At 70.1% G+C, this 17,064-nt stretch carries 19 protein-coding genes; 9 read left to right on the plus strand and 10 right to left on the minus strand.

Annotated elements, in window-relative coordinates; all coding sequences use genetic code 11:
* Positions 1–120: 120 nt before the first annotated feature.
* Together ACZ7KI_RS35015 and ACZ7KI_RS35020 are read left to right on the plus strand one after the other, a co-directional pair.
* Complete coding sequence (locus ACZ7KI_RS35015; RefSeq protein ID WP_470277340.1) at positions 121–1,008, plus strand: alpha/beta fold hydrolase; 888 nt, start codon at positions 121–123, stop codon at positions 1,006–1,008.
* Positions 998–1,558 carry a GNAT family N-acetyltransferase gene (locus ACZ7KI_RS35020; protein WP_470277304.1) on the plus strand — a complete coding sequence of 187 codons (561 nt, stop codon included), beginning with the start codon at positions 998–1,000 and terminating at the stop codon, positions 1,556–1,558. The genes ACZ7KI_RS35015 and ACZ7KI_RS35020 overlap by 11 nt, the downstream gene beginning before the upstream one ends.
* Here ACZ7KI_RS35020 and cobA read toward each other — a convergent pair.
* The 6 genes from cobA to rpmB form a co-directional block, all read right to left on the minus strand.
* Positions 1,546–2,763 (minus strand): uroporphyrinogen-III C-methyltransferase, encoded by a 1,218-nt coding sequence (gene cobA, locus ACZ7KI_RS35025; protein ID WP_470277305.1) that lies wholly within the window; start codon positions 2,761–2,763, stop codon positions 1,546–1,548. The two genes, ACZ7KI_RS35020 and cobA, sit on opposite strands and share 13 nt — an antisense overlap.
* 54 nt (positions 2,764–2,817) lie before the next feature.
* The gene (locus tag ACZ7KI_RS35030) at positions 2,818–3,225 is read right to left on the minus strand and encodes an ankyrin repeat domain-containing protein (RefSeq protein WP_470277306.1); all 408 of its coding nucleotides are present in this window, start codon (positions 3,223–3,225) and stop codon (positions 2,818–2,820) included.
* Positions 3,226–3,290: 65 nt separating this feature from the next.
* Positions 3,291–3,530, minus strand: a complete 240-nt coding sequence (rpsR, locus tag ACZ7KI_RS35035; protein WP_465501758.1) for a 30S ribosomal protein S18 — start codon at positions 3,528–3,530, stop codon at positions 3,291–3,293.
* Positions 3,531–3,535: 5 nt separating this feature from the next.
* Complete coding sequence (gene rpsN, locus ACZ7KI_RS35040) at positions 3,536–3,841, minus strand: 30S ribosomal protein S14 (RefSeq protein ID WP_470277307.1); 306 nt, start codon at positions 3,839–3,841, stop codon at positions 3,536–3,538.
* Entirely contained in the window at positions 3,841–4,008 is a 168-nt protein-coding gene (rpmG, locus tag ACZ7KI_RS35045; RefSeq protein ID WP_005149953.1) for a 50S ribosomal protein L33, read from the minus strand. Before rpmG ends, rpsN begins: the two co-directional genes overlap by 1 nt.
* Positions 4,008–4,244, minus strand: coding sequence for a 50S ribosomal protein L28 (rpmB, locus tag ACZ7KI_RS35050; RefSeq protein ID WP_005149951.1), 237 nt, complete (start codon positions 4,242–4,244; stop codon positions 4,008–4,010). Before rpmB ends, rpmG begins: the two co-directional genes overlap by 1 nt.
* Before the next feature lie 84 nt (positions 4,245–4,328).
* Between rpmB and mrf the strand changes: the two genes are divergently transcribed.
* Genes mrf through ACZ7KI_RS35070 form a run of 4 tightly spaced genes read left to right on the plus strand, consistent with a single transcriptional unit; the run spans position 4,329 to position 7,109 of the window.
* Complete coding sequence (gene mrf / locus ACZ7KI_RS35055) at positions 4,329–5,582, plus strand: ribosome hibernation factor-recruiting GTPase MRF (RefSeq protein WP_470277308.1); 1,254 nt, start codon at positions 4,329–4,331, stop codon at positions 5,580–5,582.
* A complete protein-coding gene (locus ACZ7KI_RS35060; protein WP_020635049.1) occupies positions 5,579–5,836 on the plus strand; it encodes a type B 50S ribosomal protein L31 in 258 nt (85 codons plus the stop codon). Before mrf ends, ACZ7KI_RS35060 begins: the two co-directional genes overlap by 4 nt.
* Complete coding sequence (rpmF, locus tag ACZ7KI_RS35065; protein ID WP_470277309.1) at positions 5,836–6,009, plus strand: 50S ribosomal protein L32; 174 nt, start codon at positions 5,836–5,838, stop codon at positions 6,007–6,009. The genes ACZ7KI_RS35060 and rpmF overlap by 1 nt, the downstream gene beginning before the upstream one ends.
* On the plus strand, positions 6,006–7,109 hold the full coding sequence (locus tag ACZ7KI_RS35070; RefSeq protein WP_470277310.1) for a GTP-binding protein: 1,104 nt from the start codon (positions 6,006–6,008) through the stop codon (positions 7,107–7,109). Before rpmF ends, ACZ7KI_RS35070 begins: the two co-directional genes overlap by 4 nt.
* A 67-nt stretch (positions 7,110–7,176) precedes the next feature.
* On the opposite strand, the gene ACZ7KI_RS35075 is transcribed toward ACZ7KI_RS35070, so the two are convergent.
* From ACZ7KI_RS35075 to ACZ7KI_RS35090, 4 genes are all read right to left on the minus strand, one after another.
* Positions 7,177–7,473, minus strand: coding sequence for a hypothetical protein (locus tag ACZ7KI_RS35075; RefSeq protein WP_470277311.1), 297 nt, complete (start codon positions 7,471–7,473; stop codon positions 7,177–7,179).
* A gap of 100 nt (positions 7,474–7,573) precedes the next feature.
* Positions 7,574–8,995 (minus strand): AMP-binding protein, encoded by a 1,422-nt coding sequence (locus ACZ7KI_RS35080; protein WP_470277312.1) that lies wholly within the window; start codon positions 8,993–8,995, stop codon positions 7,574–7,576.
* Between the two features lie 15 nt (positions 8,996–9,010).
* Positions 9,011–9,754 carry a 3'(2'),5'-bisphosphate nucleotidase CysQ gene (locus ACZ7KI_RS35085; protein WP_470277313.1) on the minus strand — a complete coding sequence of 248 codons (744 nt, stop codon included), beginning with the start codon at positions 9,752–9,754 and terminating at the stop codon, positions 9,011–9,013.
* A 3-nt stretch (positions 9,755–9,757) separates the two neighbouring features.
* Positions 9,758–11,548, minus strand: coding sequence for an MFS transporter (locus tag ACZ7KI_RS35090; RefSeq protein WP_470277314.1), 1,791 nt, complete (start codon positions 11,546–11,548; stop codon positions 9,758–9,760).
* A gap of 402 nt (positions 11,549–11,950) precedes the next feature.
* Between ACZ7KI_RS35090 and ACZ7KI_RS35095 the strand changes: the two genes are divergently transcribed.
* The 3 genes from ACZ7KI_RS35095 to ACZ7KI_RS35105 all read left to right on the plus strand — a co-directional run bounded on the left by ACZ7KI_RS35095 (position 11,951) and on the right by ACZ7KI_RS35105 (position 17,053).
* Positions 11,951–14,743 carry a LuxR C-terminal-related transcriptional regulator gene (locus ACZ7KI_RS35095; protein ID WP_470277315.1) on the plus strand — a complete coding sequence of 931 codons (2,793 nt, stop codon included), beginning with the start codon at positions 11,951–11,953 and terminating at the stop codon, positions 14,741–14,743.
* A 250-nt stretch (positions 14,744–14,993) separates the two neighbouring features.
* On the plus strand, positions 14,994–16,247 hold the full coding sequence (locus ACZ7KI_RS35100) for an aspartate kinase (RefSeq protein WP_470277316.1): 1,254 nt from the start codon (positions 14,994–14,996) through the stop codon (positions 16,245–16,247).
* Positions 16,248–16,264: 17 nt separating this feature from the next.
* Complete coding sequence (locus tag ACZ7KI_RS35105) at positions 16,265–17,053, plus strand: 2-amino-3,7-dideoxy-D-threo-hept-6-ulosonate synthase (RefSeq protein ID WP_470277317.1); 789 nt, start codon at positions 16,265–16,267, stop codon at positions 17,051–17,053.
* Positions 17,054–17,064 lie beyond the last annotated feature (11 nt).

Here is a 17,064-nt window from a genome sequence, read left to right on the forward strand (position 1 = left end):
TTGACTCATGACATTGACAGGCTGCCAACGGCCACTGTGCCCAAGGGGGCCCGAGATGCTTTCCTGGTACTACCGAGTACTACCGGCGAGTACACGATGATCGACGAAGGACGGTGGGAGATGAGCCCGGCCAGCAGCGCCACCGCGGTCGCCGACCTGCCCGCACTGATCCCCGGACGGGAGCGGGAACGCTCTTCCCGGCCCATCGAGCTGTCGGGGTCCTTCACCCATGAAGGCCACCGGCTCGCCTACACCGAGTTCGGCTCCGGCGACCGGGTGGTCGTGCTCACCCACGGCATCATGCTGACCAGGCGGATGCACGCCCCACTCGCCCGCAGGCTGGCGCGCGCCGGCTTCCGGACCGTGACCCTCGACCTGCTCGGTCACGGCGATTCGGACCGCCCGACCGACTCATGGCTGTACTCGATGCCCGCGTTCGCGGAGCAGACCGTCGCGCTGCTCGACCATCTGGAGATCGACTCCGCGGTCGTCGGCGGGACGTCGCTGGGCGCCAACGTCGCGCTCGAAGTGGGTGTCGCCGCGCCCGAACGCGCGCTCGGCCTGATCGTCGAGATGCCCGTGCTGGACAACGCGATCGTCGCCGGGCTGATCACGTTCACGCCACTGCTCATGGCGGCCCGGTTCCTGCCGGTGACCGTGCAGGGGGTGGCGCTGGCCGCGAAGCTCGTCCCGCACGGCAACCAGTGGGTCGACGTGGTCACCGACACGCTGTCGCAGCAGCCCGCGTCGATGGCCGCGCTCCTGCACGGCGTGCTCTTCGGCCGGATCGCGCCGCCCAAGTCGATCCGGCGGAAGATCGAGACCCCGGCGCTGGTCATCGGGCACGAACGCGACCCGATCCACCCCTTCGGCGACGCCGACACGCTGGCCGCGGACATGCCGGCCGCCGAGTTCGTCCAGGCGAGGAGCCCGGTCGAACTGCGGTTCGATCCGAGCCGCCTGACCGAGGCCATCGCCGAGTTCTCGGCGCGCTGCCATGACCGCTGAACCGGCGCCAACCCGGGACGCGGGTGCGGAGGAACTGCGGACCGAACGGCTGTTCCTGCGCCGTCCCGTGCCCGAAGACCTCGACGTGATCTACGCCCTCCACACCGACCCCGAGGCCTGCGCGCACAACCCCTCGGACATGGTGGAGACCCGTAAGGACGCGGAACTGCTGCTGCTCCGCTGGTCGCACCAGTGGGACCGGTACGGCTTCGGGTACTGGACGGTCCGGCGGCGGGATTCGCCGGAGCCGATGGGGTTCTGCGGCGTGAAGATCGTCGGCTTCCGGCGGCACGCGGTCCTGAACCTCTTCTACCGGTTCTTCCCGGCCTCCTGGGGTGCGGGATATGCCAGCGAGGCCGCCACCGCCGCGGTGGACTGGGCGCGCACCCACCGGCCGGACGACCTCGTCATCGCCCGCGTCCGGCCGGAGAACATCGCGTCACAGCGGGTCGCCGTCCGGGCCGGTCTGATCCGGGCGAGCGACTTCGACACCCCAGGCGACGACGGGGCCGACTGGTTCTACATCTCCGACTGGGATCAGGAGAGCTGAGCCAGCCCCGCGACCGGGCCGAAGACGATCACCGCGGGCGGCCGAACCCCGGCCGCCGCCGCGTCCTCGACCACACTGTCCAAAGTGGATCGAAGAACCCGCTGCGTGCGCATCGTGCCGTCTTCGACGATCGCGACCGGCGTGTCGCCTGGCCGCCCCTCCAAGAGCGCCTTCGTGAACAGCGGAAGGCGTTCGACACCCATCATCAGCACGATCGTGCCGCGCATCTTCGCCAGCAGATCCCAGTCCACCAGCGACTTCTCGTCGTCCGGCGCGACGTGACCGGACACCACCACGACCTCGTGGGCTACCCCGCGGTGGGTCACCGGGACGTCCGCGGCGGCGGGCACGGAGAACGCGCTCGTGATACCGGGGACCATCGTCACCGGGATGCCCGCTTCGGCGCAGGCGAGGACCTCTTCGAAACCGCGGCCGAACAGGTACGGGTCGCCGCCCTTGAGCCGCACGACGAACTTGCCGGCCTTGGCCCGGTCGATCAGCGTGGAGTTGATCACGTCCTGGCTGGCGGCGCGGCCGTACGGGATCTTCGCGGCGTCGACGATCTCGACCTCGGGCGAGAGCTCGTCGAGCAGTTCGCGCGGGGCGAGCCGGTCGGCGACGACGACGTCGGCCCTGGCGAGGAGACGACGGCCGCGGACGGTGATCAGTTCCGGGTCGCCGGGGCCACCGCCCACCAGCGCGACGCCGGGAAGATCGCCGTGGGCCTCCGGCACGCGGCCGTCGGCGACGGTGCCGTCGCGGAGGCCGTCGAGGATGCTGTCCCGGACGGTGGCCGACCGCAGCGGCTCGCCGCCGGAAAGGACGCCGACCAGCAGTCCGCCGTGCCTGCCCGAGGCCGGGGTGACCGCGCTGCCGAGGTCTCCGTCGTCGGCGCGGACGCAGAACACGCGCGCGCGCTCGGCCTCGGCGCAGACGGCGGCGTTGACCTCGGGGTCGTTCGTGCACGCCAGCGCGTACCAGGCGTCGGTGAGGTCGCCTTCGGTGTAGCGGCGCTCGTGCCAGACGATCTCCCCCGCGTCGGCCATGGCGCTCACCGACGGCGTCGTATGCGGCGAAACCAGTTCGACCCGCGCGCCGGCGCCGATCAACCGCGGCAGGCGGCGCTGGGCGACCGTCCCGCCACCGATCATCACGACACGACGGCCGGCCAGGTCGAGGCCGGAGAGGTAATGCGGGTCATCCATGCGGGGCAGTGTAAGGATTCAGTGGCCCGGACCGCGATCCGAGTGAGAACCGCCTCAGCCCTGGAGCAGCTCGAGCAGCTCGGTGTTGCCGAACATCCTGGCCGCGTCGATCGCGGACGGCTCCCCCGCCGCCGGGTCCGCACCACCCGCGAGGAGCGCTTTCACGACCTCGGGTTCGTTCTTGAAGACCGCGCCGGCGAGCGGGCTCTGGCCGCGGTCGTTCTCCCGGTTCGGATCGGCGCCGCGCTCGATCAGCGCCGCGACGGTCTCCGCGTGACCGTGGTAGGCGGCGAGCATGACCAGCGTGTCACCCCGGTCGTTGGTCAGATTCGCCGAAACGCCCGCGTCGACGTACGCGGCGAGATCCGCTGTCGCCCCCGATCGGGCGAAGCCGAACACCTTCGCCCACAGCGCCAGCAGTTCGGGATCGAATTCCTCGGCCTGCCCGGGGTTCTCCGTCATGGCGCCGATTCTCCCACAGGGGCCGCGGTCCGGACGGCGCGTGAACACCGCCCGGACCTCAGGCCTCAGCGGCCCGCGTTGGGGTAGGGAAGCAACGCCATCTCACGGGCGTTCTTGATCGCCGTCGCGACCTGTTTCTGCTGCCGGGGTGTCAATCCGGTGACCCGGCGGGCACGGATCTTGCCCCGGTCGGAGATGAACTTCCGCAGCAGGTCGACGTCCTTCCAGTCGACCTCGGTGATCTTGTTGGCGTGCAGCAGGTTCGTCTTGCGCTTGAGGGGGCGGTCCCGGGTCGGTCGTGCCATCGCCTTCACCAGCTCGACTTCGTGACGCCGGGCAGTTCGCCGCTGTGCGCCATCTGCCGCATCCGGACCCGGGAAAGCCCGAATTTCCGCAGGTAGCCGCGCGGGCGGCCGTCGGCGGTGTCGCGATTGCGGATCCGGGTCGCGCTGGCGTCGCGCGGCATCGCCTGCAGCGCGGACACCGCGGCGGCCTTCTCCTCCGGCGAAGCGGACGGCGAGGCGATGGTGGCCTTCAGCTCACGCCGCCGTTCGACGTAGCGGGCGGCGATCACCTTGCGCTGTTCGTTCTTGGCGATCTTCGACTTCTTGGCCATCAGCGCTCCTCCTTGAACTCGACGTGCTTGCGCGCGACCGGGTCGTATTTGCGCAGCACCATGCGGTCCGGGTCGTTCCGGCGGTTCTTCTTCGTGACGTAGGTGTAGCCGGTGCCCGCGGTCGAGCGGAGCTTGATGATCGGCCGGATGTCGGTGCTCTTGGCCATCAGAGCTTCACCCCTTTCGCGCGGAGTTCGGCCACCACGGCCTCGATCCCCCGCTTGTCGATGGTCTTCATGCCCTTCACCGAGACCCGCAGCCGGACCCAGCGCCCTTCGCTCGGCACGAAGTACCGCTTGGCCTGCAGATTCGGTTCCCAGCGCCGGGACGTGCGGCGATGCGAATGCGACACCTGCTTCCCGTAGCCCGGTTTGCGGCCGGTGACCTGGCACACGGCGGACATACACCCTCCCGAGTTGATATCGGTTGTCGTTTTCATTTACTCTACACAGCCGAACCCGAACGCCCTCGACGCCCCGGAGCTTCAGTGACCGACAACCCCCGCGTGCCCCTCGTCCTGATCAGTGGCCTCGCACCGGGACCCAACGCCGACCTCGCCGAGCGGCTGCGCCTTGCCGAGCCCGGCACCGCCGTCGTGCATCACGACCTGAGGCAGATTCACTCCGGCGTGGTCAAGCGGCGGATCTGGCTGGCTGATCGCGCTCAGGAGACGATCCTCGAACTGGCGCACGGCTGCGTGTCGTGCACGCTGCGCGAAGATCTATTGCCGCTGCTGCGCAAGCTCGCGGACATGCCGCAGGTGCGGCGCATCGTGGTCCGGCTCGACGAGGCCATGGAGCCCGAACCGGTCAGCTGGGCGCTGCGGAACGTCCTCGTCGGCGACCGGCCGGTGATCGAGGACGTCGACCTGAAGGCCGTGCTCGCCGTCGTCGACTGCGCCGCGTGGCTGGCCGACTGCACCGGCGACGACACCCTGGCCGAACGGAATCTGCAGGCCAGCCCCGAGGACGAACGCACCGTCGCCCAGGTCGCGCTCGCTCAGGTCGAGTTCGCCGACCTGCTCGTCCTCGCCGGGGCGGCGACCGACGCCTGGTCCGCGGCGAAGGCCTCGGCCGTACTCGACCGGGTCGCGCCGTCGATCCCCCGGATCGAACTGTCCGCGGTGGACGGGAAGACCTTGCTCGACGCCGTCCCCGCCGGAGCCCGGCGCGGCGAGGTCACCGACATGCACGGAGCGCTGCTGAACGGCGAGCCGCCGGTCCACACCGACTGCGGGATCGGGCTGCTCACCTTCACCGCCCAGCGCCCGTTCCACCCGGAGCGGCTCCACGACGCGATCGACGTCCTGCTCGACGGCGTCGTCCGGAGCCGGGGACGGCTCTGGGTGGCGAGCCAGCCGGATATGGCGCTGTGGATCGAGTCCGCGGGCGGCGGGCTCGGTATCGGGCACGCCGGGCCGTGGCTCGCCGCCGCCGACGGGCCGGACTGGGCCGACGTCTCCCCCGAACGCCGCACGCTCGCCTCCCTGCGCTGGGACCCGCTGTTCGGCGACCGCGCGCAGGAACTCGTCGTCGTCACCGATCAGGCCACCCCCGACGAGGTCGAAGCAGCCTTGCACGGGGCCCTGCTGACCGATGAGGAACTGGCCGCCGGGGAGCAGGAATGGCTCCGCTACCCGGACCCGTTCGGCGAGTGGCATGAAGAACCGTGTGAAGACACGGAAATCGACCCCGAGAAGCACGACGTGAACGTGTCGAACCGAAAGGACGAAACGCAGTGAAACCAGGTATCCACCCCGACTACCACCCGGTGGTGTTCAAGGACCTCTCCACCGGGGACGCCTTCCTGACGCGCTCCACCGCCACCTCCGAGCAGACCATCGAGTGGAGTGACGGCAACACCTATCCGGTGGTGAACGTCGAGATCAGCTCGTGGTCGCACCCGTTCTGGACCGGTAACCAGCGGATCATGGACAGCGCGGGACAGGTCGAGAAGTTCCACCGCCGCTACGGCCGCCGTGGAGGTTCGAAGTAATGGCGGTCCCGAAGCGGAAGATGTCGCGCAGCAACACCCGGTCCCGGCGCTCACAGTGGAAGGCCGCCGTACCGGACCTGGTGCCGATCAAGGTGAACGGCGAGACGAAACTGGTGCCCCGCAAGCTCATGAAACACTTCTTTAATGAACACGGCCATGAGGGTGGAGAGTGACGACGCCGGTCACGGTGCTGTCCGGGTTCCTCGGCGCGGGAAAGACGACCGTGCTCAACCACGTCCTCGCCAACCGCAAAGGGCTGCGGGTCGCGGTGATCGTGAACGACATGAGCGAGGTCAACATCGACGCCGCGCTGGTGCGGGACGGCAACAGCCTTTCCCGCACCGAGGAACGGCTCGTCGAAATGACCAACGGATGCATCTGCTGCACCCTGCGCGACGACCTGCTGGAAGAGGTCTCGCGGCTCTGCGCGGACGGCCGGTTCGACTACCTGCTCATCGAATCGAGCGGGATCTCGGAGCCGATGCCCGTGGCGGCGACGTTCTCGTTCGCCCGTGAGGACGGCGCCACCCTGCTGGACTCCGCGCGCCTCGACACGATGGTGACCGTGGTCGACGCGGTGAACTTCGAACGGGAACTGGCTTCGGGCGACGCGCTGACCGAACGCGAACTGGACCAGTACGAGGGCGACGAGCGGACGGTCAGCGACCTGCTGATGGACCAGATCGAATTCGCCGACGTCCTCCTGCTGAACAAGGCGGATCTCGTCCCGGCGGCGTCCGTCGAACGGCTGACGGCGGTGCTGCGGCGGCTCAACCCGGCCGCCGAGGTCGTCGTCTCGACCCACGGCCGGGTCCCGCTCGACCGGCTGCTCGGTACCGGGCGTTACGACGTCGAGCGGGCGCAGGAAGCACCCGGCTGGGTGGCCGAGCTCAACGGCGACCACGTCCCGGAGACCGAGGAGTACGGGATCTCCAGCGTGGTCTTCCGCGCCGGGCGGGCGTTCGACCCGGAACGATTGTGGGACTTCGTCGAGCGGCTCGATTCCGGCGAGTACGGGACGGTCCTGCGGTCGAAGGGGTTCTTCTCGCTGGCGTCGCGGCCGGGGGTGACCGGGCTGTGGTCGCAGGCCGGATCGGTCGCCCGGTTCGAGCCGCAGGGTGTCGAGGACGCGCCGCGGCAGGAACTCGTGTTCATCGGGGTGGGGCTGGAGAAGGTCGCTCTGCTGGACGCACTCGAGGGCTGTTTGTCCAGTGTGGACGCCTTGGCGTGGGTGGATCCGTTTCCGGAGTGGGAAGCGGTGCACGTCCACTGAAGTGTCATGGGAGGTCCCCATAGGACGAAAAACGTCCTATGGGGACCCCTTATGACACGCGCGTGTGTCAGTGGTCGTCGTAGTGGTCCCCGTGCACGGCGTGGCGGTGGCCGTCGTGCAGGTAGTCGACGTGGTCGCCGTGCGGCACCGCGACATGGCCGCACCCCTCGCCGTGGGCGTGGTCGTGCCCCTGATGCGGGACGTGGTCGCCGGTCTCGCACTCGTCGTAGTGCCCGTCGTGGGGCCGGTGCAGATGCCCGTCGTGCACGTAGTCGACGTGCTCGCCGTGGGGTACGGCGACGTGGCCGCACCCTTCACCGTGGGCGTGCGTATGGCCGGCGTGTTCGGTGTGCGCGGCGGTCATCACCGGGTCCTTTCTGAGCGATCTTGCCTGATCAGGCGGACCGTAGCACCGGATTCGCCACCCAGCAGCGCTCTCACCCGACCGAGTGGCCGCACCGTGCTCAGGCGATGTGGCGCCCGTGCCCGGTCCAGAACGGCGCCCGCAGCACCCGCTTGTCGACCTTCCCGATCGCGGTCAGCGGCAGCGCGTCGGCGAAGTCCACATCGGACGGTACGAAATGTTCGCGGCCGAAGAACTCCCTGGCGTGCGCCCGGACTTCGCCAGCTGTCAGTGCTCCTGAAGTGACCGGCACGACCACGGCGTGGACCCGCTCACCCTCACCGCCTTCGTCCGGGACACCGAACACGGCGACGGAACGAATCAGCGGATTCCGTGCGAGCGCGTTCTCCACCACGGTCGAGTACACCTTCGTGCCGTGCTCGCCGGTGATGATGACGTCGTTGGCCCGGTCCAGCAGGTAGAGGTACCCCTCGTCGTCGAACCGCCCGAGATCGCCGGTCCGCAGCCAGCCGTCGCCGATCGGCGCCGAACCGTGGTAACCGTCCATCATGGACAGTCCGCGCACCAGTACCTCGCCGTCGTCGAGCCTGGCCTCCATCCCCGGCACGATCCGGCCGACGGACTCGAGCCGCTCCGGCCGTCCGTCGAGCTCCGCCGCCGAAATGCTCGCGATCATGGGTGCTTCGGTGAGCCCGTAGCCCTGCCCGACCACGGGTCCGAACGCGTCGAGCGCCTGGGCCAGCCGCCCTGGCGAAAGCGGTGCGGCGCCCAGCGAAAGCTGCCGCACACCGCTGACGTCGGTCGAGGTCATGGCCGGATGGTCGAGCACCGCGGCCAGCCGCGCGGGAGTGAGGGACAACGTGGTGATCCGGTGTTCCGCGATCGCGTCCAGTACGGCGCCCGCGTCGAATCCTCGCAGCAGCACCACGCTTTCCCGCCGCAGGATCGCACCCAGGACGGTGGCGTTCCCGGTCATATGCGTCATCGGCGCGATCAGCAGGGTGCGTCCCGGCCTCGCCGGATCCGGCGCGAAGATATGGGCCATCCCGTCGTAGATCCCGCTGTGCCGGATGAGTTTCGGCGTACCGGTGGTACCTCCGGTGGGAAAGATGACGGTGACCGAGCCCGGCAGCCGAGCCGGATCGGTACCGTCGCGGTCCACCAGTTCGTCGAGCCTGATCACCCTCGCGTCGCCCGAGGGCCAGCCCGACGGCTCCTCGGTCACCAGGGTCGTGACGCCGGCCGCCTCGACCGCGGCGAGGCGATCCGGCAAGCTCGCCGAAGCGGCGACGAGCAGCACGGTCGCGCCCCGCAGCTGCGCGGCGATCTGCAGGAGAACGGTTTCCGGCCGGTTGCCGGCGTCGATGGCGACCACCCCGCCCTCGGGCAGTCCCGCGGACAACCGGCGTACCAGATCGAGCGCCTGCCCATAGCTGGTCACGCGCCCGTCCTGGACGAACAGCGCCTCGTCGCCACCGGAACGCAGCACGTCCAGCACCCGGGTCAGAAACAGACTCTCCACCAGCCGGACCCTAGCTCACGAAACAGCCGCCACCCCGGCGAGCAGTACCTCCTTGAGCTCCGGACGGCAGATCAGCAGATCCGGCAACTCCGGCGTGGCATTGCCGTATCTCAGCGAGCTTCCGTCGATCCGCGAGGTGTGCGCGCCCGCGGCGTCGAGGACCGCGACCGGTGCGGCACTGTCCCATTCGAACTGACCACCCGCGTGGAGATACGCGTCCGCGGCGCCGGTGAGGACGGCGACCGCCTTCACTCCCGCCGAGCCCATGGGGATCACGTCGATGGCCATCTTGTCCGCCAAGGCATCGACGAGCGGCGGGCGGTGACCGCGGCTGACGGCCACTCGCGGGCGAGGAGGCGAACCGGCCGGGGCGAGCGGTTCCGGCCGGTCGGTGGCGAACGTACGACCGGCCGCCGGGACCGCGACCGCACCGGCGACGAGGCATCCGTCTTCGGCCAAAGCCACGTGCACGGCCCAATCCTTCCGGTCACGGTCGCGGTACTCACGAGTGCCGTCCAGCGGATCGATGATCCACAACCGGCCCCGTCCCGGTGTCGCGACCCGGTCCTCGCTTTCCTCGGAACGGACGGCGTCGTCCGGCCGGTGTTCGGCGAGAGCCTTGAGCAGCAAGGTGTTCGCTTGCCGGTCGCCCTCCTTGCCCAGCTCCGCACCGGTCAGGTCCGGGTGGTCGTCGCGAAGTCCGAGCAGGAGCTCGCCCGCGGCCGTGGCGAGCCGCCTGGCCAGCGCGTGGTCGTCCACAGGTCAGCTCCCCACGGTGAGGGCGACCTTGTCCCCCACCACCTCGAAGCGGACGTGGGACAGGTCGGGGACGACGATGTCGGCGTCGAGCCGGTCGGCGTCACCGATACCGAGGGTCACGCAGCCCGCGGCGGTTCCCGAAGCGAGGCCGGACGCCGTGTCTTCGACGGCGAGGCAGCGTTGCGGGTCCACGCCCAGAAGTTCGGCACCGAGGAGGTACGGCGCCGGTTCCGGTTTGCCCCGTTCGACGTCGTCGGCGGTGACCAGGACGTCGGTCGAGGGCAGCCCCGCGGCCGCGGTGCGGGCATCGGTGACGTCGCGGGTGCAGGAGGTCACGATGGCCTTGCGTTCCCCGGTCGCCTCGGTCGCTTCCCGGGCGCCGGGCAGGATGACCACGCCTTCGAGGTCGTGCGTGGCGATGTGCGCGTAGCGGTCCAGGCCCTCGTCGAACCGGTCCGGTGGCAGCAAAGCGGCGACGATGTCCTTCGCGGGTTTGCCTGCCGTCCCGGCGAGCCGCTCCGGGTCCACACCGACTTCTTCCGCCCACCGCCGCCACGCACGGCGGACCGCGGCGGTCGAATCGATGAGGGTGCCGTCGAGATCGAACAGCACGGCGTCGAATTCGTGCCGGACCGGCTCGGATCCGGATTCGGCCTTGCCGACGAAGCGGACGAGCAAGATCACCAGGATCAGCGCCACCACACCCAAGGCCGCGCCGAGGATCGCGACTCCGGGCAGCCCGGCGCGGGCCAGCGCGATCCCGCCGAAGCCGGCGCCCGCGACGATACCGACGTTGAACGCCGAGACCGCGAACGAAACGGCCAGTTCACCGCCCTTGCCCGCGGCCTGGAACAACGCGGCCTGGACGGTGGGCACGAACGACCAGGCGGCCAGCTGCCAGACGGTGACCAGGATGATCGCCTGCACCGGGCCGGTGGACAGCGGCAGCACCAGCAGCAGCGAGCCCGCCGTGATCCCCGCGGTCAGCAGCAACGTGAGCCGGGAGTTCTTGTCGGCGCCCTTGCCGCCGATGATGTTGCCCAGCACGGCGCACAGTCCCGCGATGAACAGCACGACGATCACCAGCGTGCCGTGCACCCCGGAGCGCTGTTCGAGCAGTGGCACCAAATACGTGTAGACGGTGAAGGAAGCGCCCCAGAACAGCACGATCGCGCTCAGCCCGACGACCACCGGCTTGGCACCCAGCGCGCGGACACGCTCGCCGAGCGGCGGGCCGTCGTCGGCGCCGGTCTTCGGGACGACGGCGGCGATGAAGGCCAGTGCGGCCAAGGCCATCCCGCCGATGACCAGCATCGGGGCGCGCCAGCCGAGGTGCTGCCCCATCAGGGTGCTGACCGGGACACCGAGCGCGGTCGCGGTACTGACGCCGGCGACGATCAGCGCCATCGTCGACGCGCGTTTCGCCGGTTCGGTCAACCGGGCGGCCGTTCCGATCGCGGTCGCCAGATAAAGACCCATCATTCCGCCGGAGAGCAGCCGTGACCCGAGCAGAACGGGATAGTTGGGCGCCAGTCCGGCGGTGGCGTGACCGAGCGCGAAGACGACCAGACTGCCGAAGAGAACTTTTCTCCGGTCCACCCGATGGAAAGCGGCGGCCAGTACGGGTGCTCCCACCGCGAAGGCCACGGCGTTCAGCGTGACCAATTGCCCCGCCACCGCCTCGGACACCTCGAGATCGGTCGCGATCTGGGGAAGCAGTCCGACGACGACGAATTCGGTGCAGGACACCGCGAACGCGCCGGCGAACAGGGCCCAGATCCAGATTTTCTTCACTCCATCCTCCAGCGGATTCGGATCGGATCGTGCTGGCAGTTGATCCACTAGTACCCGACGAGCCGAAGCTCATTCACCGGATCGGCGACGCGTCCCCGTCTCGGAGCGGCTCACTCTCGCCCGTTAAGACCGCATCTCTCCTGTGCACGGCGGATGAGTGCGCTTTCGTCGTACCATTGGGGCGAATAATCCTTTTCACTCGAATAGCGTAGTAGTCCGATTACGGCCGCCGGGTATTCGCACCGGCGAACGGAGCGCGGTTCACTGGGGAGCTGACGATCAGGCGAACTGTTCGAGGAAAGGCATGGGGGCCGGAGCGGTCGTCTTGTCGCCGGACGCTGGAGGGAGTTGACCGTGCCCGATCAAGGGTGCCGATCGGCTGAGCGTTGTACTTCGCAATTCATGAGCACCGAGGCCGTCGCCTGTGTCGACGACGCGCTGGCCACGGTGGGATCCGGCCGCGGCGCGGTGGTGATCGCCGAACGTTCGGGGGTCATGGGCAAGGGCGCGATCACCGAGTACGCGATCAACGCGTCCCGGTGCCGCGGGATCACCGTCGCGCACGGCCGGGCCACCCGCGCCGATCGCGCCGCCTCGCTGTCGACGCTGGTCGCGACGTTGAGCGGCAGCGAGTGGACCCGGCAGGCGACCGCGGATCTCGGGAATCTCGACGGCAACCGGCTGGCCTCGCTGGACCGGTTGCGGGAGCGGCTGATCCGGCTCTCGGCGGAACGTCCTTTGGTGCTCTGTCTCGACGATTTCCACCACGCGGACGAACTCACCGCGTTGTCGCTGCGGGTTCTGGTGCCCGCGCTCGCCTCCTCCCCCGTGCTGTGGCTGCTGGTTTCGCGGCCGTCGCTGGCCTCGACCTCGGTTCGCGGCGTCGTCGACGCGCTCGCGGCCGAGGGCGCCCGGCGTGTCACGATCGGCAGACTCACCGCCGCCGAACTGAAACGGCTCTGTGAAGCCATTTTGGGTGCCGTCCCGGACGAGGACGTACTGGAGGTCGCCGCGGGCGGCGGCGGTGACCCGATGCTCACCGAGGAACTGGTTCGCTGGCTGCTGAGCGCGGGTCAGGTCGAAGTGCGTGACAGGCAGGCGAAACTCCTGCCCGACGCCGAACTGCTGCCGATGCCCGACGGGGTCGCGCAGAAGATGCGAGCCCGGCTTTCCGATCTGTCCGAGCCGGTCGTGACCTTGCTGGAGACCGGTGCCGTACTGGGCAGGACGTTCACCGTGCACGAGGTCGCCGGGCTCACCGGACGGCCCCCGACCGAACTCGTCGGCCCGGTGACCGAGGCGATCGAAGCGGGCGTGCTCTCCCCGGAACCGGCGGGGCTGCGCTTCCGCAGTGAACTCGTCCGGAAGGCGCTGTACGCCGGACTCGACGAACCGGTCCGGATGGCGCTGCACCGGGAGGCCGCCACGGTGGTCCGCGCGGAGGGCAGGGAACCCGACGAGGTGCTGGACCACCTCGTGCGCAGCGGACGCGGCAGCCTCGGCGAGTCGATCGACCTGCTGTGGGAGGAGGTCCGCCGGAACGCGGAGCGGAAACCGAAGGTCGCCGCCCGTCTGGTGCTGCGCCTCCTGCATCTGCTCGGCGACGCCCACCCGATGGCGGAATCCCTGACCGTCGAGGCGGTGCGGCTGCTCAGTGTCACCGGCGACGGCAGGCTGGCCTGGGAACTCGCCGAGCGGGCGGTGCACCGCGCCGCCGACGCGGACACCGCGACCACCATGGTGCGCACCCTCGCCGAACTGGCCGAACCCGCGCACGATTGGGGCGGCGACAACGCGGTGGCGGAGTACACCCGGCTCGCGCTGGCCAGGCCTGATCTCACCCCGGTACACCGCACCGAACTGCGCGCGGTGCAGGCCTACAGCCTCGCGCGCTCGGACGACGACATCGCGCTGGCCGAGCGCGCGGCCGACGACAGTCTCGCCGCGGGCAGCGCGCTCGGCCTCGGCGAGGCGATCATGCTCGGCTCGGCGGCGAAAGGCCTGACGGCGTTGAGGCGCGGCGAGTTCGACCGGTCGCTGACGCTGACCCGCGCCGCCGTCAGCGCGGCGGACCGGATCGGCCCGCGCGCCCAGCAACGGCATCCGAGGTTGTGGCTGTGCCGTCCGCTGATGGCGCTCGACCGCTTCGACGAAGTGGCGTCGACCCTGACCCTGGCGCGCCGCGAGGCCCGGCACCTCGGCACCTCGTGGTCCACCCCGACCTGGCATCACCACTGGGCGAGGATGTGGGCCGCGCGGGGCGCGTTCTCCGAAGCCGAGACCGACGCCGAAGCCGGTGTCCGCGCGGCTCGTGAGCAGCCCGCGGGCGCGCTGCTCAGCAGGCTGCTGTGCCTTCTCGGCGAGGTCCGCGTCAGCCTCGGCCGGCTGGAAGAGGCCGACGCGAACCTGCGTGAGGCGGAAACGCTCGCCGAGGGCGGCGCGAGGGCGCAGGTGGCCCATCTGACCTGGCGGCGAGCGCTCTGGCTCTGGGCGGCCGGGCGGGAGGACGAGGCCGCCGAGGTCGCGAACGGGCTGCACGCGGCGACCGATCCGGTCGCCTTCACCGCGACCGGTGGCCCGCTGATCGCGCCGGTCCTGGTGAAACTGGCCCTTCGCCGCGGCGACCGTCCGCGCGCGGACGAGATCGTCCGTACCGCGCGGGACCTGGCCGCCCGCAATCCCGGGGTGACCTCCACCGCGGCCGCCGCGGCGCACGCCGCGGGCCTCAACGAGGGTGACCTCGGTGCGCTGACCTCCGCGGCCGAGCTGCACCGGATCAGCGGCAGGCGCCCGGCGCGGGTCCTCGCGCTGCGGGACGCCGGGGAACTGGCGAGGGGACTCGGTGATCACGAGCGGGCGAGAGGCCTGACCGACGAGGCCACGCGCATCCACCGGTCGTGGAGCGACGGCCACCGCGAGCAGGCCGCGGCCGAAACCCCGGTCGCCGTCACTACCGAGATGATCCCGCCGGTGTCCCCGGCCCGGTGGTCCAACCTGACCGAGACGGAAACGCGCGTCGCCCGGCTGGTCGCGCAGGGCTTGACCAACAAGGCCGTGGCCGCGGAGCTGACCCTCTCCCGGCACACGGTCGACACCCACGTCCGGAACACCTTCACCAAACTCCAGGTGACGAATCGCGTGGAACTCGCGCTCCGGGTGATCGCCTACGAACAGGGGCGGCTCGCGCCGGACTGACCCCACCGACGAGATCGTCAGCCTAAGGCCGCTTCTCTTGCCGATAACGCAGGAGAAGCGGCCTTTTTCTGTGGAAACCGGGGGCTACGCCATCCGCACTCCCCTGTTTCAGTGACTGGGACTCCGTTTGCCGGGGTCCGCGCCCGGCGGCCTCGCTCCCGAGGTTCACGGATTTACGCGAGTGGGAGTGCCCACCGCGGTGGGCACCCAATTCCCGACCGGAGAAAAGGATTCCTGGGGACGGAGCGAAATGGACATCAGGATCCAGAAGTACGGAGGCTCGTCTCTGGCCGACGCGGCCAAGGTCGCCTCCGTCGCCCACCGGATCGCGCGGACCCACCGCGAAGGCATGCCCTTGGTCGTCGTCGTGTCCGCACGGGGCGACACGACCGACGATCTGGTCCGCTCGGCCGTCGAAGCCAGCAACACCCCGGATCCACGGGAACTGGACAAGCTGCTGGCCACCGGCGAGCTGGCGTCGGCGGCACTGCTCGCCATCGCCTTGGGAGACCTGCGGATTCCCGCGGTGTCGCTGTCCGGGCCGGACGCCGGTCTCCGGGCGGTCGGCAGGCCGGGCGCGGGAGTGATCGCCTCGATCGAGGCGGACCGCCTCCACGAACGGCTCGCCCGCGGACAGGTGGTGATCGTGGCGGGTTTCCAGGCCCTGGATCCCGCCGGTGCGGTCGTCACCCTCGGCCGCGGTGGTTCCGACACCTCCGCCGTGGCCCTCGCCGTCGCGCTCCGGGCGCCGGTCTGCGAGATCTACACCGACGTCGAAGGCGTGCGCCGGGCCGATCCCCGGGTGGTGCCGGAAGCGGGACTGCTGCGCAGCCTGCCCGCGCCGGTCATGACGGAGATGGCGTTCTCCGGGGCGCGGGTGCTGCATCCGCGCTCGGTGGAACTCGCCGCCGCACACGGGATCGACATCGTCGTCCGCGACGCGACCGGCCGTGGCCAAGGCAGCACCATCATCGGAAAAGGAGCATCGATGCTCGACGCGGAAGTCCTGGAAGGACGGGCAGGCGTCATCGCCGTGACCCACGACGAACGGGTCTCGGTCGTGGCGATCGACGCGGAATGCGACCGGGTGCGCGGTAGCGCCCAGATCCTCGACGCGTTGTCGCGGGTGGAGATCCCGGTCGATTCGGTCGTCTGGTCCTCACCACCGGACGCCCCGCTGCGGATGGAGTTCTGCGTGTCCGACGTCCTGCGGGACGCGGCGGTGGAAGCCGTACGGGAAGCGCTCGACTGTTCGGTGGTGGTCCGGCGGGAGCTGGGCCGGGTTTCGGCCGTGGGCACCGGGTTGCTCAGCAGGCCGGGGCTCACCGCGCTGGGACTGTCCGCGCTGGCCGCCGCCGACATCGCGGCGGAATGCGTGTCCTGCGCACAGGCCCGCACCACGTTCCTGGTCCCCCGCGACCGCGTCCACGAAGCGGTGACCGTGCTCTACGAGTGCTTCGGCCTCGACGAAGCGGACACCACCACGCCGGTCATCCCGGCTTGAGCAAGAAAGGAGTTCCGGTGAGTCAGCCCCAATCCTTCGGCGCGCGGCTGCGCCTGGACCGGATGGACGACAACCGCGACGGACGGCTGATGATCGTCCCGCTGGACCATTCCGTGGCCAACGGGCCGGTCACCCCCGACGACTCGCTCGACAAGCTGGTCGGTGAACTCACCGACGCCGACGTCGACGCGATCGTGCTGCACAAGGGAACCGCCCGGCATCTCGACCCGGCGCGCTTCGCCAGCACCTCGCTGATCGTGCATCTGAGCGCCAGTACGGCGCACGCCCCCGACCCGGACGCGAAGTACCTGGTCACCAGCGTCGAAGCCGCGCTGCGGCTGGGCGCGGACGCGGTGAGCGTCCACGTGAACATGGGCTCCAAGGAGGAAGCGTCCCAGGTCGCCGACCTCGCCCGCGTCGCCGAGCACACCGACCGCTGGGGCATCCCCTTGCTGGCCATGATGTACGCCCGCGGACCGCGGATCAGCGACGCCAGCGATCCCGAACTGGTCACCCATTCGGCCACGCTGGCCGCCGACCTCGGCGCGGATCTGGTCAAGGTCAGCCATCCGGGTTCCGCGCAGGCGATGGCGGACGTGGTGCGGGCGTGCCCGATCCCGGTCGTCGTCGCGGGCGGCCCGCCGGTACCGGAGAAGAAGCTGCTCCTGCGCCGGGTGGCGTCCGCCATGCGCGCGGGCGCGTCCGGTGTCGCCATCGGCCGCAACATCTTCGAGGACCCGCATCCCGGCAGGCTCGCCCGCCAGCTCGGCGACGTCGTGCACGGCCGGGTCGCCGTCGCGGCCTGACCCCCTATCCA

This window comes from Amycolatopsis sp. NPDC039088 (genome assembly GCF_055598845.1).